Origin of the sequence: Bacillus cereus group sp. BfR-BA-01441, from assembly GCF_022663075.1 — a bacterium.
Taxonomy (GTDB): domain Bacteria; phylum Bacillota; class Bacilli; order Bacillales; family Bacillaceae_G; genus Bacillus_A; species Bacillus_A cereus.
Genome location: NZ_JAKUEU010000005.1, coordinates 67,472 through 88,179, shown reverse-complemented (window position 1 = coordinate 88,179; position 20,708 = coordinate 67,472). Strand labels below are relative to the sequence as shown.

The following is a 20,708-nucleotide window of genomic DNA, read 5'->3' as shown; positions in this document are numbered from 1 at the left end:
CCCCCCGCTTTAATTATGCGTTTTTGATTATCGCTACATCCATGTTTTTAATAAGTTCATTAGCGAACTCAGAACATTTCACTTCTGTTGCACCTTCCATTAAGCGTGCGAAATCATAAGTTACTACTTTTGAAGCAATTGTTTTCTCAACAGAAGCAGTTACTAATTTCGCAGCTTCGTTCCATCCTAAATGTTCTAATAATAATACACCTGAAAGAAGAACAGAAGATGGGTTTACTTTATCTAAACCTGCATATTTTGGAGCTGTACCGTGTGTAGCTTCAAAGATAGCATGTCCAGTCACATAGTTAATGTTTGCACCAGGTGCAATGCCAATTCCACCTACTTGTGCAGCAAGTGCATCAGAGATATAGTCACCATTTAAGTTCATTGTTGCAACAACATCGAACTCACGTGGACGAGTTAAAATTTGTTGTAAGAAGATGTCTGCAATAGAATCTTTTACGATGATTTTTCCAGCCACTTCAGCGTCTGCCATCGCTTTATTCGCTGCATCTTTACCATCTTTTTCAACGATACGATCGTATTCAGCCCAAGTAAATACTTTGTCGCCGAATTCTTGTTCCGCTACTTCGTAACCCCAGTTTTTGAAAGCACCTTCTGTAAATTTCATAATGTTTCCTTTATGAACTAATGTAACAGAAGAGCGTTTTTCGTTAATTGCATATTGAATTGCAGCACGAACAAGACGCTTTGTCCCTTCTTCTGAAATTGGCTTAATACCAATACCAGATGTTTCTGGGAAGCGGATTTTATTAACACCCATTGCTTCTTTTAAGAAAGCAAGAACTTTTTCTGCTTCTGGAGATCCTTGCGCATATTCAATTCCAGCATAAATGTCTTCTGTATTTTCACGGAAAATAACCATATCAGTATCTTCCGGACGTTTTACAGGTGAAGGAACACCTTCAAAATAACGAACTGGACGTAGACATACATATAAATCTAATTCTTGACGAAGTGCTACGTTTAGAGAACGAATACCACCGCCAACTGGAGTTGTAAGTGGACCTTTAATCGCGATTAAATATTCACGAATTAAGTTTAAAGTTTCTTCTGGTAACCACTCGCCTGTTTGGTTGAATGCTTTTTCCCCTGCAAGCACTTCTTTCCAAACGATTTTCTTCTCACCATCATAAGCTTTTTCAACTGCTGCTTCTAGTACGCGAGATGCAGCTGCCCAAATATCAGGACCAATTCCATCTCCCTCGATAAATGGAATAATCGGATTGTTTGGTACATTCATAACACCATTAGTTACAGTAATTTTTTCACCTGTCGTCAATGTGATAACCCCCATGTTTGAAATTTCATATGTATGAAACTGAGGGAATAACCCCTCAGTTCAAACCGTTAGTCAAATTAAAATATTCTAATCATTACATCTTTCCGAAAAAATCAGACTTTTGAAAGCGTATTTTCACTATCAAAATAGTGTTATTCGCTTATCGTTGTGCAATTGGAACATACACTTGATGCGTTGGTCCATTATAATCAGCACGCGGACGAATTAAACGGTTGTTTTCATATTGTTCTAGAATATGAGCTAACCAGCCTGACATACGGCTAATTGCAAAAATAGGTGTAAATAAGTCATGGTCAATTCCTAAACAATGGTATACAGAAGCTGAATAGAAATCAACATTTGGTGGAAGACCTTTTTCTTTTGTTACAATGTCTTCAATTTTGATAGACATATTATACCATTTCTCTTCTCCTAAAAGCACGCATAATCTCTTAGACATTTCACGTAAGTGTTTTGCACGTGGATCACCCTGCTCATACACACGGTGGCCAAAGCCCATGATTTTCACTTTATTTTGAAGAGCATTATGAATATATGACTCCACATTTTCTTCTTCACCAATCTCAGTTAACATCTTCATTACATTCTCATTTGCCCCACCGTGAAGAGGACCTTTTAATGCACCGATTGCTGCTGTAATACCAGAATATACATCTGAAAGTGTAGCTACGCAAACACGTGCAGTAAATGTAGAAGCGTTTAACTCATGATCTGCATGAAGTACAAGCGCCTTATCAAAAGCTTCAATTTCAACTTCATTTGGCTCGCGATCATTTAACATGTACAAGAAGTTTGCAGCTAATGATAAATCCTTTCTTGGCTCAACAATATCTAAACCTTTACGGATTCTCGCGTAAGCAGCAACTAAAGTTCCCACTTGCGCCTGTAATTTAACCGCTTTCAAATAATTGGACTTTTCGTCCATAATTTCAGCGCTCTCATCGTATAATGATAGCATGGAAATTGCAGTTCGTAAAACAGACATCGGATGTGCAATTTTTAAATCTACTTGTTTCAAATATGTTAAAATCTCACCTGGAACTTTATAGTATTCTGATACAATTTCATTAAATTCCGCTAGTTCTTTTTCATTAGGAAGCTTGCGGTGCCATAATAAGTACACTACTTCTTCAAACGTAGCATTCTCAGCTAAATCATCAATATTATACCCAACATAAGTTAATGTATCATCAATAATAGAGCTCACAGATGATGTTGTTGCTACTACCCCTTCTAAACCTCGAATAACAGTCATGACATTCTCTCCTTTTCCTGAAAATTCTCCCAACCTTGCTCCTTATATCTATTTGCTCCCCTTATGAATTATGAACGCCCGTTCACTCTTTAGGCAAGCAAAATGCACGATCATGCAAATTTGTTGCGATGTTCCCCTCTTATTGTCCATTGTTTACATGGAAAGCATGAGCGTGAATGTCTCCCCGAATCCTCACGCTCAAAACAACAAGTTAGTGAGGAAAATACATTCCGAAGAGTTTTATGATAAAAACAACATAAAACAATATCATTATAAAATTGTTTTATGTTGTTTTTATTTTATCTGGTGTAAAGTCTCTGCTGTTATGTAACTTTTCAAAGTTTCTAATCCTATTATAAACAATTATCTGACTTTTGTGAACAGAAAGAATTCAAAAATTTTATATTACTATAAAATTCCTTATTTAAACATTTGTATAATACTCATAACCGCATAGGCAATTCCAGCCCCAATTAACGGACCAACAGCAACCCCATTAAATAGCGCAACCGCTATAATTGTCCCAAAAACAAGCGCAGTTGTAATGTGGGGATCCGTTGTCAACAATTGTACGCCGCCTTTCGCTAACAAAGCGACCGCTACACCTGAAGCTAAAGCAATCCACGCATAATAAGATTTCGCCGCTTCTCCAAGTTGTTTAAAACCTATTTCCCCCGTCGCAATCGGTACGAGCACCGCTATTGTAATGACCGTTACACCTAGGTTAATTCCTTTCGTTTGTAAATAAGGAAAGACCTTATCTCCTAAAAACGTAAACTTCAATAAAAATAACACACCAATAGCCACAGTAAGCGATTGGTTTTTCGCAATAAGTCCTATAATAAGTAGTATGAATAAAAATAACGTTGACTGACTAATCATGTTTGCACTTCCTTTCTGAAAATAATGAACTCATTTCCAAACAAAAATACCTTTAAACCTATCGTTATACATGATATATCGATGCCTATTCAACATGAATCACTTCATTTTTTTATGTATTTTAAAATGATAAATTGAGACTTTCACCATAAAAATTTAAGCGTGTATACATTTTAAAAAACAGGCGTCTCTTCTTTCTTTTCTAATTAGAAACAGGTAAAATAAAAAGAAGAGAAAATGAAGTTTTTACCATATAGTAGAAGCATCAACACCAAGCTTTCACAGTCACTCACATACTGAAAAAGCAGGAAAAATCCATCATTCCACTATAACATAAAGTGAAACTTTAATCAGTGGGGCACACTCGTTATAAGTTGAACGAATTAGGATAATCCAAATTGGAATGGGAGGTATACATCTTTGAACCGAAACTTACTATATATGATATTGCGACTCATATTTGTCATTGTAGCAACGGTAGCTGGGTTCTATGTATTACTATACATGTCAGGGCTTATCTATCCTTTTATTATCGCTTTTGCATTTGCTTATTTGATTAATCCTGTCGTCAATTTCCTTAATCAAAAACTACAATTTCCTCGCGCACTAGCAGTACTCGTTAGCTTAATTCTCGTATTTGGAGCTATCGTTGGACTTGTTACATATCTTGTGACTGAAGCAATATCTGCCACAACATACTTACTACAACTTGTTACAGTAAAGTTTCCAGATATCGTTACATTCGCTCAGCAATTTGCACTTAATCATATTATGCCTCTCTACGATGATTTAATCTCTAAATTTAATCATCTTGGAGAACCACAGCGCTATACAATTACACAAAACATTCAAAACTTAGGAACAGAAGCGACAACACAAATGAAAGAACTTTTAACCGCCATTATAAGCGGGTTAACGAATTTCATTAGTGCACTGCCAACAACTTTAACTGTCCTTGTATTCATTTTATTAGCCACTTTCTTCATTAGTTACGATTGGCACCGTCTTGCTCAGAAAGCAAGAAAATTGCTACCGAATCGTGTACATGGCTATGGAAAAACTATTTTTGTCGACTTAAGAAAAGCTTTGTTTGGTTTTGTGAAAGCACAACTTACACTCGTATCTATGACAACTGTCATTGTACTAATCGGGCTTTTAATATTACGCGTACCATACGCCATTACTATCGCGATTATTACAGGGGTTGTAGATTTACTACCATATTTAGGAACAGGCGCAGTCTTTGTTCCATGGGTTATATACGTATTTTTCACTGGCGATACCGCATTCGCCATTGGTCTTCTCATTTTATACATCGTCGTGATTGTCCAAAGACAAATTATGGAGCCGAAAGTACTTTCATCTAACATCGGTCTCGATCCATTAGCAACACTCGTCGCTCTATTTGTCGGCTTTAAACTTTTTGGCTTTTTAGGATTAATCATCGGCCCAGTCACCTTAGTACTACTTAATACATTACACAAAGCTAATGTCTTCCATGACTTGTGGAAATATATCAAAGGTTCACCTTCAAAATAATAGTTTCTAATTCATACACAACAAAAAACTTACCTGTAATCAGTGGGAAATTCCCACTGATTATTCCTTGTACTTATTTTTCATACTTATTACATAAAACAAGAGAATTGCACTCAAAAAAGATAATTCTCTTGTTTTTTTGCATGAAAAACGCATATTCCGTGGTGTTTTTACATATTTATTCTATTTATTTTATAATTATCATTTACATTTATTACTTTTTATGTAAATGAATAAATATACAAAACAGCTTAAAATAAGACTTCAACTAACAATCTCCGCCTTTTTATATGAATTTTTTACACCAATCGTTCCTCTATATAAGAAAGCAAAACTTTAATTTAGCAGTGTTTCCCTCCATCTTATTCATCTAAATTAATAGCACTAAAAAACCACAAGTTTAATCGAAGTACACACAAGAGTTCAAACGAAAATTATATAGCAAATATAATAAGCGAACGTTTTGTTCATCCCCACTCATCATTCGCCCCACATCAGACACTTACGAGCAGCCCAGCTTTGAGATAGAAATTTCACCCCACAAATAGCGCGGTAAAACAAAGCTTCAATCAGCAAGTTCCTCTCCTTTTACAAGACAAAAAAATAGCACTTAGATTTCTACAATCTAAGTGCTATTTCTGAATAATAATAGTAGAATTCTTTCTAAATTTCCATTCTATCCACTTCATAACAAGCGGCTTCAATAAAGCTCTCGTAATAGGGATCACGCAGATAAACCCTAGCATATCTGTCACATACCCAGGAAGCACTAAGAGAATACCTCCTACAAATACAAAAATACCATCTAGTACCGCCTCACCTGGCATTTCCCCTCTATTCAACTTAGATTGAATCTCTCCAAGCACTTTAAACCCTTGTCTTTTCGCCAAATACACACCTACAACACCTGTAAATACAATCATAGCGAACGTAGACCATAAACCTATTACATGACTTGATCCAATTAAGACCGTAATCTCAATCGCCGGTATTAAAATAAAAAAGAATAGTAACCACTTCATAGTTCTACACCTCTCTCACATCTCACTTTCAACGCCCTCACAATGCCTATATACATCATATGGAATATAGATACCCTTTCATATTAAAACCCATAACAAACAGCTTTTAAAAGCAATTCTAGGCGCTTTAAGCTAATTTTATCTCGTTTTTGTGTAAAAAAAAGAGAAGGACTCCGATCCTTCTCTCCGTATTACTTATAGCACTTCCGCATGTCCATTATAAACAATTCCGCGTGCTGCATCAACTGTTACTTCTTGGCCATTTTTTAAAGTTGCTGTTACGCCGTTTACACCAACGATAACAGGAATACCGATTGATACACCTACAACAGCTGCATGGCTTGTTAAGCCACCTTCTTCTACAACTAAAGCTGCAGCTTTTTCGATTGCAGGAATCATATCTTTATCAGTGCTTGTTGTAACAAGGATATCACCTTCGTTTACGTTCGCTACAGCTTCAGCAGCTGTTTTTGCTACAACTACTTTACCTTTTGCAGCTTTACGACCGATTCCTTGTCCTTTAGCAATTTCTTCACCAACAACGTGGATTTTCATTAAGTTTGTTGTACCAGTTTCAGCAACTGGAACACCAGCAGTAATCACTACAGTATCTCCAAGTCCGATTAGACCTGCATCCATACCTGTTTGAATTGCTGTATCTAACATTTCGTCAGTTGAAGCTGCGCGCTTCTCAGCCATAAATGCTTGTACACCCCAAACAAGTGCAAGACGACGTCCTACTTGCTCGTCAGATGTTACAGCTACGATTGGAGATTTTGGACGGTATTTAGAGATCATTTTCGCAGTATATCCACTTTCTGTTGGAGCTACGATTGCAGCTACATCAAGAGCAAGTGCTGTATGTGCAACAGATTGGCTAATTGCATCTGTAATTGTTGGAGTGAACTCTTTAATACGTTTTTTGAACATATCTTCATATTGTAATGATTTTTCAACACGTACCGCAATGTTAGCCATCATTGTTACTGCTTCTACTGGGTATTGTCCAGCAGCTGTTTCACCTGAAAGCATGATTGCATCTGTACCATCGAAGATTGCGTTAGCTACGTCACTTGCTTCCGCACGAGTTGGACGTGGGTTACGTTGCATAGAATCTAACATTTGTGTTGCAGTAATAACTGGTTTACCTAACACGTTACATTTTTTAATTAGACGTTTTTGTACTAACGGTACTTCTTCTGGTGGAATTTCTACACCCATGTCACCACGAGCTACCATTAAACCGTCAGAAACTTCTAAGATTGAATCGATGTTGTCGATACCTTCTTGGTTTTCGATTTTTGGTACGATTTGGATGTATTGAGCGTTATGCTCTTCTAATAATTCACGGATTTCTAATACGTCAGACGCTTTACGTACGAATGAAGCTGCAATGAAATCAACTTTTTGCTCGATACCGAAGATGATATCTTTTACGTCTTTTTCAGTGATACCAGGAAGCTTAATGCTTACGTTTGGTACGTTAACACCTTTTTTATTTTTTACAGTTCCGCTGTTAAGAACTTTTGTACGGATGTTTCCATCAGCTTTTTCGATTACTTCTAGTTCGATAAGACCGTCATCGATTAGAATACGAGAACCTGGGTCTACATCGTCATAAAGACCAGCATAAGATACAGAGAACTTCTCTGCAGTACCTAATACTTGCTCAGTAGAAAGAACTACTTCTGCACCTGTTACAAGCTCAGCTTGTCCGTCTACGAAGTCGTGAGTACGGATTTCTGGACCTTTTGTATCAAGTAAGATACCAACTGTTTTACCAGTTTTCTTTGAAGCTTCACGAATGTTTTTAATACGAGCTCCGTGCTCTTCATGGCTACCATGAGAGAAGTTTAAACGAGCAACGTTCATACCTGCTTCGATTAATTGCTCTAATTTTTCAATACTTTCACTAGCAGGACCTATAGTACATACAATTTTAGTTTTACGCATATTGCACCTCCGAAAATTATGAAACCGTTCCCAAATATCTGACATTACGCCGATTAGATGGATAATTCTTTAGATAATTGATACATATCTTTATCGATTGTATGCTTTTGAGCTAACGCTTCGATAATGTCATGATCAACAAGTTTGTTATCTTGAATACCTACACAACGTCCGCCTTTACCAGCAATTAACAATTCAACTGCTCTTGCGCCAAGACGACTTGCTAATACACGGTCTTGTGCACTTGGTGATCCACCACGTTGTACGTGACCTAATACAGTTACACGAGTATCAAAGTTTGTTGCTTCTTCAATGTGCTTACCGATGTCAATTGCACTTCCAACACCTTCAGCTACAACGATAATACTGTGTTTTTTACCACGTTCACTACCACGCTTCAGACGAGCGATAACATCATCCATGTCATACTCTTCTTCTGGAATTAAGATTGTTTCCGCACCATCAGCTAAACCAGCCCATAATGCGATATCACCAGCGTGACGTCCCATTACTTCGATAACATATGTACGTTCATGAGATGTAGCTGTGTCACGAATTTTATCAATTGCATCAATAACAGTGTTTAAAGCTGTATCGAAACCAATTGTGAAGTCTGTTCCAGGGATATCATTGTCGATTGTACCTGGTACACCAACACATGGGAATCCTTGTTCAGTTAATTTTTTAGCGCCTTGGTAAGAACCATCTCCACCAATAACAACAAGTCCTTCGATACCGTGTTTCTTTAATTGCTCGATACCTTTTAGTCGTACTTCTGGATCTTTAAACTCAGGACATCTTGCTGTATATAATTTTGTACCACCGCGGTGGATAATATCGCCAACAGAACCAAGTTCTAATTTTTCAATGTGACCAGAAATTAATCCAGCGTATCCATGGTAAATACCATATACTTCAATATCATGGAAAATCGCTTTACGAACAACTGCACGAATGGCAGCATTCATACCAGGTGAATCTCCACCACTTGTTAATACACCAATACGTTTCATTTGTACTCACCTCATAAAGATTATTTGCCTTATAATAAAATAACACGAAAAAATATAAAAATACAATGGAGAAGATGTGTCTTTTCATAATAAAAACGTGCATTCGCGAAGTGGAACGCACGCTTTTCTTATTTTATCCAAATGGAAGCGTTTGAAAACGAAACTTGCCCAATTTTCATATATTTTTCATAACGTTTTTCGATTAATTCATCTTTCGAAATTCCGTTTAATTGTTCAAAAGTTTTTCGAATCATTAAGTCTATATTTTCTGACTGTTTCAAAATATTACGGTGAGCTCCGCCTCTTGCTTCTGGAATAATTTCGTCAATTACACCTAATTCTTTCAAATCTGCTGCTGTAATTTTCATTGCCTCTGCAGCTTCCTTTGCTTTTCCTGCATCTTTCCAAAGAATTGCCGCTGCACCCTCTGGTGTAATAACAGAATAAGTGGAATTTTCTAGCATATGAATGTAATCTCCAACTCCAAGGCCTAGCGCACCACCACTACCACCTTCGCCGATAACGATACAAATAACAGGTACCGTTAAACCTGCCATTTCAAATAAATTGCGGGCGATAGCTTCACTTTGACCACGTTCTTCAGCAGCTTTACCAGGATAAGCTCCTTTCGTATCAATAAAACAAATAATAGGACGATTGAACTTTTCCGCCTGCTTCATTAAACGTAATGCTTTTCGATATCCTTCTGGATGAGGCATTCCAAAGTTACGGCGAATATTTTCTTTCGTATCTTTTCCGCGCTGATGCCCAATTACAGTTACAGGCATCCCTTTATATTTCGCAATGCCGCCGACAATCGCTGCATCATCGCCAAATAGACGATCTCCATGACATTCGAAAAAATCAGTAAATAAGTGCTCAATATAATCGAGCGTTGTCGGTCGTTCTGCATGACGAGCAATTTGAACACGGTCCCATACTTTCAGATTGCCGTATATATCTTCCTCTAAATTTTCTAGCTTTTCTTCCAAAATACGAATCTCCTCACTGAAGTCCATCTGGCTGTTTTTCGTATAGTCTTTCAGTTCACGAATCTTATTTCTTAGCTCAACAACTGGTTTTTCAAATTCTAGCTCTGCCATACAGCCATTTCCCCTCCTTGATGAACTTCTAAAATCTTGCGAAGTGATTCTCTCATATCATCACGATGCACCACCGCATCTAATTGACCATGATCTAGTAAGAATTCTGCCGTTTGGAAATCTTCTGGTAGTTTCTCACGCACCGTTTGTTCAATTACACGTCTACCAGCAAATCCGATAAGTGCACCTGGTTCTGCAAGATTATAATCACCAAGTGAAGCGAAACTCGCTGAAACCCCGCCCGTCGTTGGGTGAGTCATAACAGAAATAAATAATCCTCCTGCATTACTATGCTTTTTCAAAGCTACGCTTGTTTTTGCCATTTGCATTAAACTTAATATACCTTCTTGCATACGGGCACCACCCGAAGCAGTAAAGATAATAAATGGAACTTGTAAGTCGTACGCCTTTTCAACCGCACGGGCGATTTTTTCTCCTACTACAGAGCCCATGCTCCCCATTCGAAAACGAGAATCCATTACTGCAACAACAACAAGCATGTCATCAATTGTTCCTTCACCAGTTACAACCGCTTCGTTCAATTCAGTCTTCTTACGATCGCTCTCTAGTTTCTCTTCATAACCTGGAAACTCGAGTGGATTTAATGAAACCATTTCTTTGTCATACTCACGGAATGACCCTTCGTCCAATATACTATCAAGACGTTCCCATGCATTCATAGGATGATGATATCCACAATTCACACATACTTTTAAATTTTTTAGAAGTTCTTTCGTATACATGATTTTTTTACATTCCGGACATTTTGTCATAACGCCATCTGGTACATCTTTTCGTACTTGTTCTGAAGGTATTGCAGCGTACTTTTTCTTTTTCACGAATAAATCTCTTAGCACAATTTGACCCCCTTCGTTGAGAGCTAAGGTTAGCGTAAGAAGAAAATGGGGCTAACACCAAAGTTTGATGTTAGCCTTATCTTCTCAATCTGTCTAATAACCTCACTCTTTACGTTTAACTTTAACCGCTACGCGGTAGAATGTTTGTCATAACGTGTCATGGTCATTTCGACAAATTTTATACATTACGAGTGAAACTGTATATTCTCTACTAATTCATCGTAAATTTTTAGTGCATCATTTTCTTGTTTTTCTTCCAAAGTAGCATAAAGCTTTCTATACATATCGATAGAATCTCTTGAAACTTTACAAGAAAGAGTTGCTACGTAATCATTTACGATCATCCAAATGCGATATAGTAAATAATTATCGACTTGTTCAATAAGTGTTTTAAAGAACGTTTGATGAAGCGTTGGGACTGAGCTTTCATTTCCTTCAAGTACTTGGTGTAATCTACTTAGTACTTTAGAAAACGTTTCTTTCGGTAAATTACATACAATTCGAATCATATCTTTCTCAAGTAATCGTTTCGTTTGTAATAAATCACGAATTGTTTTCTCATCTTGCAATAAGAACGGAGCAATTAATTGTACAAGACCGTTATCATAAAAGTTTCGAATAAACGTCCCTTCACCACGTCTCGTTTCAATCAATCCTACCAGTTCTAAAGCACGCAATGCTTCTCTTACAGAGGAACGTCCTACGTTTAAGCGTGAACTTAACTCACGCTCAGACGGCAAACGATCCCCCGCCACCAAACCATCCTCTTCCATAATGGAACGGATTTTTTTTACAATTTCGAGATATACTTTTGTATTTGATGATGTCAATGGAAATTCCTCGCTTATTCTTTACCAATCAGCGCTAATTGTTTTGTTTTTTCAGCGATCTCATTTGGATCTACTTGACGGCGAGCTACTCCTGTCTCCATTGCTGCTTTTGCAACGTAAGCCGCTACTTGAGGCGCTACACGCGCGTCAAATGGTGCCGGAATGATATAGTCTGCATTTAACTCATCTTCTGCTACAAGCTCAGCAATAGCCTGTACAGCTGCCATCTTCATTTCTTCGTTAATTTGTGTCGCATGTACGTCAAGTGCACCGCGGAAAATACCAGGGAACGCCAGTACATTATTTACTTGGTTCGGGAAGTCAGAACGACCTGTTCCAACAACAGCTGCGCCCGCTGCTTTTGCCAATTCTGGCATAATTTCTGGAACTGGATTCGCCATTGCAAAAATAATCGCATCGTCATTCATTGTACGAACCATCTCTTCTGTTAATGCACCTTCTGCAGATACACCAATGAATACGTCCGCACCTTGTACAACATCAGCTAAAGAACCTTCTATACGATTCTTATTTGTATATTTTGCAACTTCATCCTTCACCGGATTCATACCTGTAGGACGACCATCATAGATTGCGCCTTTACGGTCACACATAATAATGTCGCGTACACCATAGCGATATAAAAGTTTAATAATTGCAATACCTGCTGCACCTGCGCCATTTGCGACAACTTTAATGTCAGACATTTTCTTTCCAACTAATTTCAGTGCATTTACAAGACCTGCTACTGTTACAATAGCTGTTCCGTGTTGATCATCATGGAAGATAGGAATATTTGTTTCTTTTTTCAAACGCTCTTCAATAATGAAGCAGTTTGGTGCTGCGATATCTTCTAAGTTAACGCCGCCAAAAGTTGGCTCCATTAATTTTACAGTTTCAACAATTTTATCTACATCGTTTGTATTTAAGGCAATTGGGAATGCATCTACACCAGCAAAGCTCTTGAATAATACAGCTTTACCTTCCATTACTGGAAGAGATGCTTCAGGTCCAATGTTACCAAGACCAAGTACAGCTGTTCCATCTGTCACAACTGCTACCATATTTCCCTTCATCGTATATTCATATACCTTACTTTTATCGTCATAAATTTCTTTACAAGGTTCTGCAACCCCTGGAGAATATGCAAGACTTAAATCTTTTGCATTTTCTACTTTTACTTTTGATACAGTTTCTAATTTTCCTTGATGCACTTTATGCATGTGAAGTGCTTCTTCACGAAGTGTTGACAAACTATCCACTCTCCTCAAATTATTCTTGCTGATATCAATTTCTCCAAGTGGTCTGACCACGAACACTACTACTATAATAATCGAAGTGTAGGGAAATTGTCCATTATATTTTCACAACTACATTTTCTTCCCCGACAATTTCACGAAGTGCTCCTAAACATTCTTCACTTGGATGAATCGATAAACTCCGAGATAATTGTACCATTTTATGTTCCTTTTCATAATAAATTAGTACTTTCGCAAAACCTGAATAGTCGAACAATATTTTCGTAACCTGATTTAAAAGCTTTTTCTCATACTGAGACGGCAATTTCACGTAAACAGATGCGTCTTTCTTTTCTTCATAAACATCCATTTCCTCTAGCGGATATAGTCCATTTACAATCCATTGCAGCTTATGATTTCTTAGCTCAATCGTACCGTCAACTAAAACAATTGCTCCTTCTTGCAACTTATCCGAGAAATGTATATACGTTTCCGGGAAGAGGACCGCTTCCATTTCATCATTTTGATCACAGAATGTAATAAATGCCATCTTTTGAAACTTTTTCGTACGAATCACTCTCACACTTGTTATATACACAATAGCTCTTTGTACTTTTTTCTTGTGTCGCATCGCCTGAGCGAGAGATGGAATTTCTAATTCTTTTGCTAACTTCACATATTGCGCTGTCGGATAACTTGATAAATAAAAGCCAAGTGCTTCCTTCTCTTTATTTAGTTGTTCAATAAAAGATAACTCTTCTCCTTGTACATATTTTGATTTTGGAACAGCATCTCCTAAATCACGTGCGAGATTCGCGTACTCTAACGCCCCTTTAATACTTTTCCATAAATTCGTTCTCGAAACACCAAAATCGTCAAAACATCCCGACCAGACGAAAGCTTCTAAATTACGCTCCGTTACGAACTTTGACGGCATACGAAGACAAAATTCAAATAAATCTTCGAACATTTTTTTCTCTCGTTCTTCTAATAATGCCGTCACTGTAGCCATTCCAATATTTCGGATCGAAAGTAAACTGTAACGTATCGCATTCCCTTCTATTTGGAAGTTGTAGCCACTCCTCTGAAGAGACGGTGGCAAAACGTGAAAACCTTTCCGCTTCGTTTCTCGTATATACTGTACAATCTTATCTTCATTTCCAATTGCGCTTGATAATAATGCCGTCATAAATTCCAGCGTATAATTCGCTTTCAAATAGGCAAGCTGATATCCGATCATACTGTAAGCTACAGCGTGACTTCGGTTAAAACCGTAATTCGCAAATCTTACAATTAAATCATAAATTTTCTCTGCGGATGTCTCATCATAACCATTTCGCAAACATCCTTGGACGAAATGCTTACGTTCCTGATCTAAAATATCACGATTTTTTTTACTCACCGCACGGCGCAGTAAATCTGCTTCTCCGAGCGAAAAACCAGCTAACTTCGATGCAATTTGCATAATTTGTTCTTGGTATACAATGACGCCGTATGTTCTTTCTAAAATTGGCTTTAAATCCGGATGTAAATATTCAATTTTTCTTTTTCCATGTTTCGATTCAATAAAAGTCGGTATCTGTTCCATCGGTCCTGGTCTGTATAACGAGTTAACAGCTACGATATCTTCAAACTCATTCGGTTTTAACCCGCGAAGTACATTTCGCATACCACCCGACTCAAGTTGGAATACACCCGTTGTATCCCCTCTCCCTAATAATTGGAACGTCTTTTCATCTTGAAGAGGTAAGTTTCTTATATCGATTTCTTTCCCTGTTTTGTTCGCGATAAATTTTATAATATTTTCAAGTAACGTTAAATTACGTAATCCTAAAAAGTCCATCTTAAGCAACCCAAGTTCTTCTAGCGCATCGGCTGGATATTGCGTAACATAAACATCGTTATGTCCTTCTTGAATTGCTACACTTCCTGTTAGCGGTTCTTGACTCATAATAACACCAGCCGCATGAATAGACGTATGACGTGGTAAACCTTCTACACGTTTTGCGATTTCAAATACACGCTCATGCAGAAGATTCCCTTGTATAAACTCACGAAGTGATTGTGATTCTTCATATGCATCTTTTAACGTTATACCAAGCTTTGATGGGATAAGTTTTGAAAATATATCAATATCTCGCGGCGGAAGCCCCATTACGCGGGCAATGTCTCTAATTGCCGCTTTTGCTGCAAGCGTACCAAACGTTACAATTTGCGCAACACGGAGCTGACCGTATTTATCTTTCACATAGCGAATCATCTCATCACGTCTTACGTCTGGAAAATCAATATCAATATCGGGAAGCGTCACACGTTCAGGATTTAAAAACCTTTCAAATAATAGATCGTATTCAATTGGATCAATATCTGTAATTTCTAATACGTATGAAACGAGTGAACCAGCTGCCGATCCACGACCTGGTCCTGTTAGAATATGATTTTCATGTGCATACTTCATAAAATCCCATACGATGAGGAAATAATCACTAAATCCCATACGAGAAATAACATTTAATTCATGATCCAAACGCTTTATATGCACTTCTTTCGGTTCACCATATCGTTTCCGCAAACCTTCTTCACAAACACGACGCAAGTATATATCACTCGTTTCATTAGACGGAACAGGAAACTTCGGAAGTTGATTTACATGGAACGGTATTTCTACTTGGCAACGCTCTGCAATTTTTATTGTATTTTGGATTGCTTCCGGCGCATGGGAAAATAGTGCTTCCATTTCATCCGATGACTTTAAATAATACTGATCTGTTTTCAGCCTCGGCCTATCTGGATCAGTCATTTTCGTTCCACTTTCAACAGATAGTAAACATTCGTGAACAAGCGCGTCACTTTGATTGATATAGCGCACATCGTTTGTTGCAACGACTGGAATATTAACCCTACTAATAAATTCAGGTAGTTTCTCTTGTAAAAGCAACTCATCTTGAATCGCATGATGCTGCAAACTCATATAAAAATGGCCAAACATATTTTGATATGTGCGAGCTACTTCTTCAGCCTGACTCTCATTGTCTTCTAGTAATAATTGCTCAATTTCGCCATCTTTACCTGGTGAAATTGCAATTAATCCTTTCGCATAATGCGCAAGCCACTTCTTAGGAATACCTTCTTTGGACTTTGTCATAATACTGCTAGAAATCTTTAATAAATTTTGGTAGCCTATTTCATTCTCAGCAAGTAATACAAGCGGATAAGACCTTTCTTCTTCTTCACTAAAAATAGAAGCGGTTAATCCAATAACAGGCTGTATACCATGTTTCTTACATGCTTTATAAAACGGAATAACGCCATACATAACATTTTCATCCGTAATAGCCAGCGATGAAAAACCGAGTTCTTTCGCCCTGACTACAAGCTCATCAATTTTACAAGCACTTTTTAATAAACTAAAAACGGTTTGACATTGTAAATGCACAAACTTCACTGTTGTACCCTCTCTTTACCTATTTGACTACTTTTATTATAGGTGATGAGGAAAGCGGAAATCAAAACATACTTCTTATACTTTGTCCATATATATGAAGAAGAAGAAAGGGGAATGACGATGGATGTAAGAGAACATACTTTTTTCTCTCTGCTTATTATTAGTTATTTTATTGCCTTTGGGGTTATACTTGGCGGTTCATTAATTGGTGGATTTGGTGCGTTTCTTATCGGAAAACCAGCTCTAACTTACATTAATCAATTCGCCCAAAATTTAAGAATTTGGGCACTCGTTGCAGCAATCGGCGGAACATTCGATACCTTTTATAGCTTTGAAAGAAGTTTCTTTGGCGGAGATATGAAAGATATCGTAAAGCAAATTCTCCTTATTTTTTTCGCAACTGGTGGTATGCAAACAGGTCTCATTATTATTAAATGGCTAACTCAGGAACATGTATGAGAGTACCAAGTGCCAATACAGCAAAAAGATGGTACTTAGTATTAGCTGGGGCTGCTGTTGGAGGCGTGTTGAGCTGGTTTATTTTTTTGTACATATACGGTGTTTTTCAAGAAGAACAAGCTAGTAAAATAGCAGAACAAAGAGAAATTATAGAAAAACAAGAAGCAAAGCTCCACGTCCTTCTCGAAGATCAAGAAAAATTGAACACTGAAAATAAACGGCTCTTAACCATTCAAGAGATTAAAATAAAACTTATCAATCGAGAAAAATACGATTTAGACAATCTCACACTCGAAAATATGACTACATCTATCCATAATGACCTCCAACATCTTTTAACGAAAAACATTCAAAGTATCGCAAAAAATAAAGACCTACTTAAAAAGGTAATCGAAAATAAAACGTACAAACATTACGATCGGCTATACCGTTTTAAAGTCGATACAATATCTTTTGATACAGTGCTTGAAATTAGCATTACTATAGAGAAAGAAAAATAAAGAAGGAGGGCTTTAGCGCCGCTCCTTCTTTTCGTTCTAACATATAGTCTCTTATTTACAAATCTCACGTAAATCAGCAAAAAGACGATCCGCTTCTTCCCAAGAAGATGCCTTCGCACCAGAAGCCATCGGATGCCCCCCGCCGTTATATTGCATTGCTAATTTGTTTATAACTGGTCCTTTTGAACGAAGACGAACACGAATTACGTCGTCTTCCTCTAAAAATAGAACCCACGCCTTTAATCCATCAATATTGCCAAGCGCTCCAACAACACCAGATGCTTCAGAAGGAAGTACATCAAACTCTTCTAATACTTCTTTCGTTAATTTAATGTAAGCTGCTCCTTCTTCTACCATCGTAAAGTTTTGTAAAATATAACCGTTTAAACGAGCAATTTTTTCTTTTGTCTTATACATCTCATTGTATAAATCTGTGAATTTCACACCCATGTCAACAAGCTCACTTACGTAACGAAGTGTTTTTGCTGTCGTATTCGGGAATAAGAAACGACCTGTATCTCCAACAATTCCTGCTAAAATAAGGCGGGCTGCTTCTTTTGTTATTTTTAATCCTTTATCTTTCCCATAGTTATAAAACTCATAAATCATTTCACTTGTAGAACTCGCTGTCGTATCTACCCACGTAATATCTCCATATGGATCTTCATTTGGATGATGATCAATTTTAATTAACATCTTCCCTTTTGTATAGCGTTGATCGTCAACACGTTCTTGATTCGCAGTATCACAAACAATAACAAGCGCATTTTCGTATACACTATCTTCAATATCATCCATTACTCGTAAGTATGCTAGTGACGGCTCATTGTACCCAACCGTATAAATATTTTTCTCTGGAAACGATTCTTGTAGAATTGTACCAAGACCACCCTGTGAACCTAACGCATCTGGATCCGGACGCACGTGGCGATGAATAATAATTGTATCAAACTCTTTAATTGCTCCTAAAATTTGCTCATGCATATGTATAATCTCCTTTTTAATCAACTTCTTCACTTTATCCTCCATTATAACGGAAAGTATTTCATACATGCGAACAATTGCTTTATAATAAAAGTTAGAAAGTTTAGATATTTCTTTTTCTTTTCTATTATTTTTCACAAAGCGATGGGAGTGTTCATTATGCCAGTATTAGTCTTCTGTATTATCGTCTCATTTATGTTGTACCTCTTTTACAAAACAAAATACTTTCGTACAAACCGCCCAATGGAGAAAGGTTGGCTCTCAGGAAAATCCGCAATGGCACTCGGTTCATTCGTTTTATTTTTCGGGATAAACCAATTCTTTTTAGAACTTTCAACCGCTCGTATTATCGTTGGTGTTTTATTCGTTCTATTTGGTAGTGCAAGTGTATTTAACGGGTTTCGCCAATACAAACATTTCTTGCCATTAGCAGTTAAAGAAGCTGAAGTCTATGAAGCAACGTAAAAAAGCATCAATATTGTGATGCTTTTTTACGTCCCTTAACTTTCAAAATCATATACGCAACAAACGCAGATGGTATATTAAATGGGTTCCCTTGTACGTGAAAATGTAATTGTTCTTCTCCAAAAGACATTTTTTCATATAGCTCTCGCTGAGATAATCCTGTCTTTTCCTTTTTTTCATGTAAACCTTGTAAATATAAATATTGAATCGGTATCATTACAAGAAAGTAAAATAGTGCGATACTACCAAAAAAGAGTACGGCTGACGACATAATGCATACCACCTCTCACGATTCCATTTTCTTACAATGTAATCATAACACAATATACAACTGAATTGAATTATTATTCCGTCTTTTCTCACATTACTTTTCCACTCCATCCCATACATATTTCACTAAAACTCCCATCTAAAATCATGCCTTTCAAATTTAAAACAACAAAAAAAGATGGAACAAATCAAAACGATTTGTTCCATCTTTTTATTTATCGATTAACTGAACCATAAGTAATGCTTTTCCAACAACATTACCTTCATGATGCACCTCTACATCGACCTTACCAAATTTACGTCCAATTTCTAATACTTTCGGATGAACAGATACAACATTATCAATTTGAACCGGCTTTACGAAATAAATCGTTAAGTTTTCAACAATTAAATCACTCTTCTTTTGCGCACGAATGACGCGATTTGTCGCTTCTGTCACAATTGTTGCAAATACACCGTACGATAACGTCCCGATTGAGTTCGTCATTTGCGGCGTCACCGAAAATTGATATAGATGCTCATTCTTCGCTTCTTTTGGTGTCATAAATTGATTCGTTACAATATCATCAATGGTTTCTCCAACTTGTGGCTGACGTTGAATCATTTGCAGTGCCTGAAGTACATCTTGACGGCTAATAATACCTTGCAGTTTGTTTCCTTCCTCAACGACAGGAAGTAATTCAATTCCTTCCCACACCATCATACGTGCCGCAGCTGCGACAGACATTTTACCGTTCACTGTAATTGGGTGTTTTGTCATTACTTTATCAATTGGTGTTTCTTTCGCTACTCCGATCATATCTTTTGAAGTTACGATTCCTAGTACTTTGTTACTTTCATCGACAATTGGATATCTTCCGTGCATTGTCTCTTCGTTATATGCATGCCATTGCTGTACTGTATCACTCGGCTTTAAATATAACGTTTCTTCAATTGGCGTTAAAATATCTTCAACGAGTACAATTTCTTTCTTAATAAGTTGGTCATAAATTGCACGATTAATTAACGTTGCGACCGTAAATGTATCGTAGCTACTTGAAATGATCGGCAGCTTTAATTCGTCTGCTAATTTCTTCACATGATCTTCCGTATCAAATCCGCCCGTAATTAATACAGCGGCTCCAGTTTCTAGCGCTAATTCATGTGCATTGGTACGGTTACCAATAATGAGTAAATTCCCAGCTTCTGTATAGCGCATCATCGCTTCTAATTTCATAGCTCCGATTACGAATTTATTTAATGTTTTATGTAGTCCTTCTCTGCCCCCAAGTACTTGACCGTCGACAATGTTAACGACTTCTGCATATGTCAGTTTTTCGATATTCTCTTTCTTCTTTTGTTCAATTCGAATTGTTCCGACACGTTCAATTGTACTAACATATCCTTTATTTTCTGCATCTTTAATTGCACGGTAAGCGGTACCTTCACTTACACTCAAATCTTTCGCAATTTGTCTTACAGAAATTTTATGGCCTACTGGCAGGCTATTAATATGTTCTAAAATTTGGTTATGCTTGGTAGCCAAATGGTTTCACCATACTTTCTTTTCCCTAAATTCTTCATGTG

The 20,708-nt window shown here is 37.2% G+C and carries 18 protein-coding genes; 4 read left to right on the top strand and 14 right to left on the bottom strand.

Features of this window, described 5'->3' with window-relative positions; translation table 11 throughout:
* Window positions 1-13: 13 nt before the first annotated feature.
* The 3 genes from icd to MR107_RS04060 form a co-directional block, all read right to left on the bottom strand.
* On the bottom strand, window positions 14-1,306 hold the full coding sequence (icd, locus tag MR107_RS04070; protein ID WP_000206898.1) for an NADP-dependent isocitrate dehydrogenase: 1,293 nt from the start codon (window positions 1,304-1,306) through the stop codon (window positions 14-16).
* Between the two features lie 160 nt (window positions 1,307-1,466).
* Window positions 1,467-2,615: a citrate synthase gene (citZ, locus tag MR107_RS04065; protein WP_000503652.1), complete on the bottom strand. Its 1,149-nt coding sequence runs from the start codon at window positions 2,613-2,615 to the stop codon at window positions 1,467-1,469.
* A gap of 387 nt (window positions 2,616-3,002) precedes the next feature.
* Window positions 3,003-3,464 carry a DUF441 domain-containing protein gene (locus MR107_RS04060; protein ID WP_000625507.1) on the bottom strand — a complete coding sequence of 154 codons (462 nt, stop codon included), beginning with the start codon at window positions 3,462-3,464 and terminating at the stop codon, window positions 3,003-3,005.
* 420 nt (window positions 3,465-3,884) lie between these two features.
* On the opposite strand from MR107_RS04060, the gene ytvI reads away from it, so the two are divergent.
* Window positions 3,885-5,003, top strand: coding sequence for a sporulation integral membrane protein YtvI (gene ytvI / locus MR107_RS04055; RefSeq protein WP_001081388.1), 1,119 nt, complete (start codon window positions 3,885-3,887; stop codon window positions 5,001-5,003).
* 632 nt (window positions 5,004-5,635) lie between these two features.
* Here the strand turns inward: ytvI and MR107_RS04050 are convergent.
* The 8 genes from MR107_RS04050 to dnaE form a co-directional block, all read right to left on the bottom strand.
* On the bottom strand, window positions 5,636-6,025 hold the full coding sequence (locus MR107_RS04050) for an FxsA family protein (RefSeq protein ID WP_242292071.1): 390 nt from the start codon (window positions 6,023-6,025) through the stop codon (window positions 5,636-5,638).
* 195 nt (window positions 6,026-6,220) lie between these two features.
* Window positions 6,221-7,978, bottom strand: coding sequence for a pyruvate kinase (gene pyk / locus MR107_RS04045; RefSeq protein WP_001232673.1), 1,758 nt, complete (start codon window positions 7,976-7,978; stop codon window positions 6,221-6,223).
* 53 nt (window positions 7,979-8,031) lie between these two features.
* The gene (pfkA, locus tag MR107_RS04040; RefSeq protein WP_000821157.1) at window positions 8,032-8,991 is read right to left on the bottom strand and encodes a 6-phosphofructokinase; all 960 of its coding nucleotides are present in this window, start codon (window positions 8,989-8,991) and stop codon (window positions 8,032-8,034) included.
* 128 nt (window positions 8,992-9,119) lie between these two features.
* Window positions 9,120-10,094 carry an acetyl-CoA carboxylase carboxyl transferase subunit alpha gene (gene accA / locus MR107_RS04035; RefSeq protein WP_000818804.1) on the bottom strand — a complete coding sequence of 325 codons (975 nt, stop codon included), beginning with the start codon at window positions 10,092-10,094 and terminating at the stop codon, window positions 9,120-9,122.
* Complete coding sequence (gene accD, locus MR107_RS04030) at window positions 10,082-10,951, bottom strand: acetyl-CoA carboxylase, carboxyltransferase subunit beta (protein WP_000942856.1); 870 nt, start codon at window positions 10,949-10,951, stop codon at window positions 10,082-10,084. The genes accA and accD overlap by 13 nt, the downstream gene beginning before the upstream one ends.
* Window positions 10,952-11,136: 185 nt before the next feature.
* Window positions 11,137-11,781, bottom strand: coding sequence for a FadR/GntR family transcriptional regulator (locus tag MR107_RS04025; RefSeq protein ID WP_000204448.1), 645 nt, complete (start codon window positions 11,779-11,781; stop codon window positions 11,137-11,139).
* 14 nt (window positions 11,782-11,795) lie between these two features.
* Window positions 11,796-13,004, bottom strand: a complete 1,209-nt coding sequence (gene ystJ, locus MR107_RS04020) for an NADP-dependent malic enzyme (protein ID WP_161508111.1) — start codon at window positions 13,002-13,004, stop codon at window positions 11,796-11,798.
* A gap of 133 nt (window positions 13,005-13,137) precedes the next feature.
* Window positions 13,138-16,464 carry a DNA polymerase III subunit alpha gene (dnaE, locus tag MR107_RS04015; protein ID WP_000673728.1) on the bottom strand — a complete coding sequence of 1,109 codons (3,327 nt, stop codon included), beginning with the start codon at window positions 16,462-16,464 and terminating at the stop codon, window positions 13,138-13,140.
* Window positions 16,465-16,506: 42 nt separating this feature from the next.
* On the opposite strand from dnaE, the gene MR107_RS04010 reads away from it, so the two are divergent.
* Entirely contained in the window at window positions 16,507-16,923 is a 417-nt protein-coding gene (locus MR107_RS04010) for a YtrH family sporulation protein (RefSeq protein WP_137073875.1), read from the top strand.
* On the top strand, window positions 16,920-17,423 hold the full coding sequence (gene ytrI, locus MR107_RS04005) for a sporulation membrane protein YtrI (protein WP_001265736.1): 504 nt from the start codon (window positions 16,920-16,922) through the stop codon (window positions 17,421-17,423). The genes MR107_RS04010 and ytrI overlap by 4 nt, the downstream gene beginning before the upstream one ends.
* A 51-nt stretch (window positions 17,424-17,474) precedes the next feature.
* Here the strand turns inward: ytrI and MR107_RS04000 are convergent, their stop codons facing one another.
* Window positions 17,475-18,407, bottom strand: a complete 933-nt coding sequence (locus MR107_RS04000; RefSeq protein ID WP_000545136.1) for a DHH family phosphoesterase — start codon at window positions 18,405-18,407, stop codon at window positions 17,475-17,477.
* Between the two features lie 159 nt (window positions 18,408-18,566).
* Between MR107_RS04000 and MR107_RS03995 the strand changes: the two genes are divergently transcribed.
* Entirely contained in the window at window positions 18,567-18,872 is a 306-nt protein-coding gene (locus MR107_RS03995) for a YtpI family protein (RefSeq protein WP_001144776.1), read from the top strand.
* A 7-nt stretch (window positions 18,873-18,879) separates the two neighbouring features.
* Here MR107_RS03995 and MR107_RS03990 read toward each other — a convergent pair whose 3' ends face one another.
* Both MR107_RS03990 and MR107_RS03985 read right to left on the bottom strand, forming a co-directional pair.
* A complete protein-coding gene (locus tag MR107_RS03990; protein ID WP_000093045.1) occupies window positions 18,880-19,143 on the bottom strand; it encodes a DUF3949 domain-containing protein in 264 nt (87 codons plus the stop codon).
* A 210-nt stretch (window positions 19,144-19,353) separates the two neighbouring features.
* Complete coding sequence (locus MR107_RS03985; RefSeq protein WP_000201572.1) at window positions 19,354-20,667, bottom strand: CBS domain-containing protein; 1,314 nt, start codon at window positions 20,665-20,667, stop codon at window positions 19,354-19,356.
* Window positions 20,668-20,708 lie beyond the last annotated feature (41 nt).

Excerpts from the sequence above, each read along its gene's own strand:
- MR107_RS04000 (WP_000545136.1), bottom strand. The coding sequence starts at position 18,407 with ATGCATGAGCAAATTTTAGGAGCAATTAAAGAGTTTGATACAATTATT.
- ystJ (WP_161508111.1), bottom strand. The coding sequence starts at position 13,004 with ATGCATAAAGTGCATCAAGGAAAATTAGAAACTGTATCAAAAGTAAAA.
- MR107_RS04060 (WP_000625507.1), bottom strand. The coding sequence starts at position 3,464 with ATGATTAGTCAGTCAACGTTATTTTTATTCATACTACTTATTATAGGA.
- accA (WP_000818804.1), bottom strand. The coding sequence starts at position 10,094 with ATGGCAGAGCTAGAATTTGAAAAACCAGTTGTTGAGCTAAGAAATAAG.
- MR107_RS03990 (WP_000093045.1), bottom strand. The coding sequence starts at position 19,143 with ATGTCGTCAGCCGTACTCTTTTTTGGTAGTATCGCACTATTTTACTTT.
- MR107_RS03995 (WP_001144776.1), top strand. The coding sequence starts at position 18,567 with ATGCCAGTATTAGTCTTCTGTATTATCGTCTCATTTATGTTGTACCTC.
- pyk (WP_001232673.1), bottom strand. The coding sequence starts at position 7,978 with ATGCGTAAAACTAAAATTGTATGTACTATAGGTCCTGCTAGTGAAAGT.
- MR107_RS04050 (WP_242292071.1), bottom strand. The coding sequence starts at position 6,025 with ATGAAGTGGTTACTATTCTTTTTTATTTTAATACCGGCGATTGAGATT.
- ytrI (WP_001265736.1), top strand. The coding sequence starts at position 16,920 with ATGAGAGTACCAAGTGCCAATACAGCAAAAAGATGGTACTTAGTATTA.
- pfkA (WP_000821157.1), bottom strand. The coding sequence starts at position 8,991 with ATGAAACGTATTGGTGTATTAACAAGTGGTGGAGATTCACCTGGTATG.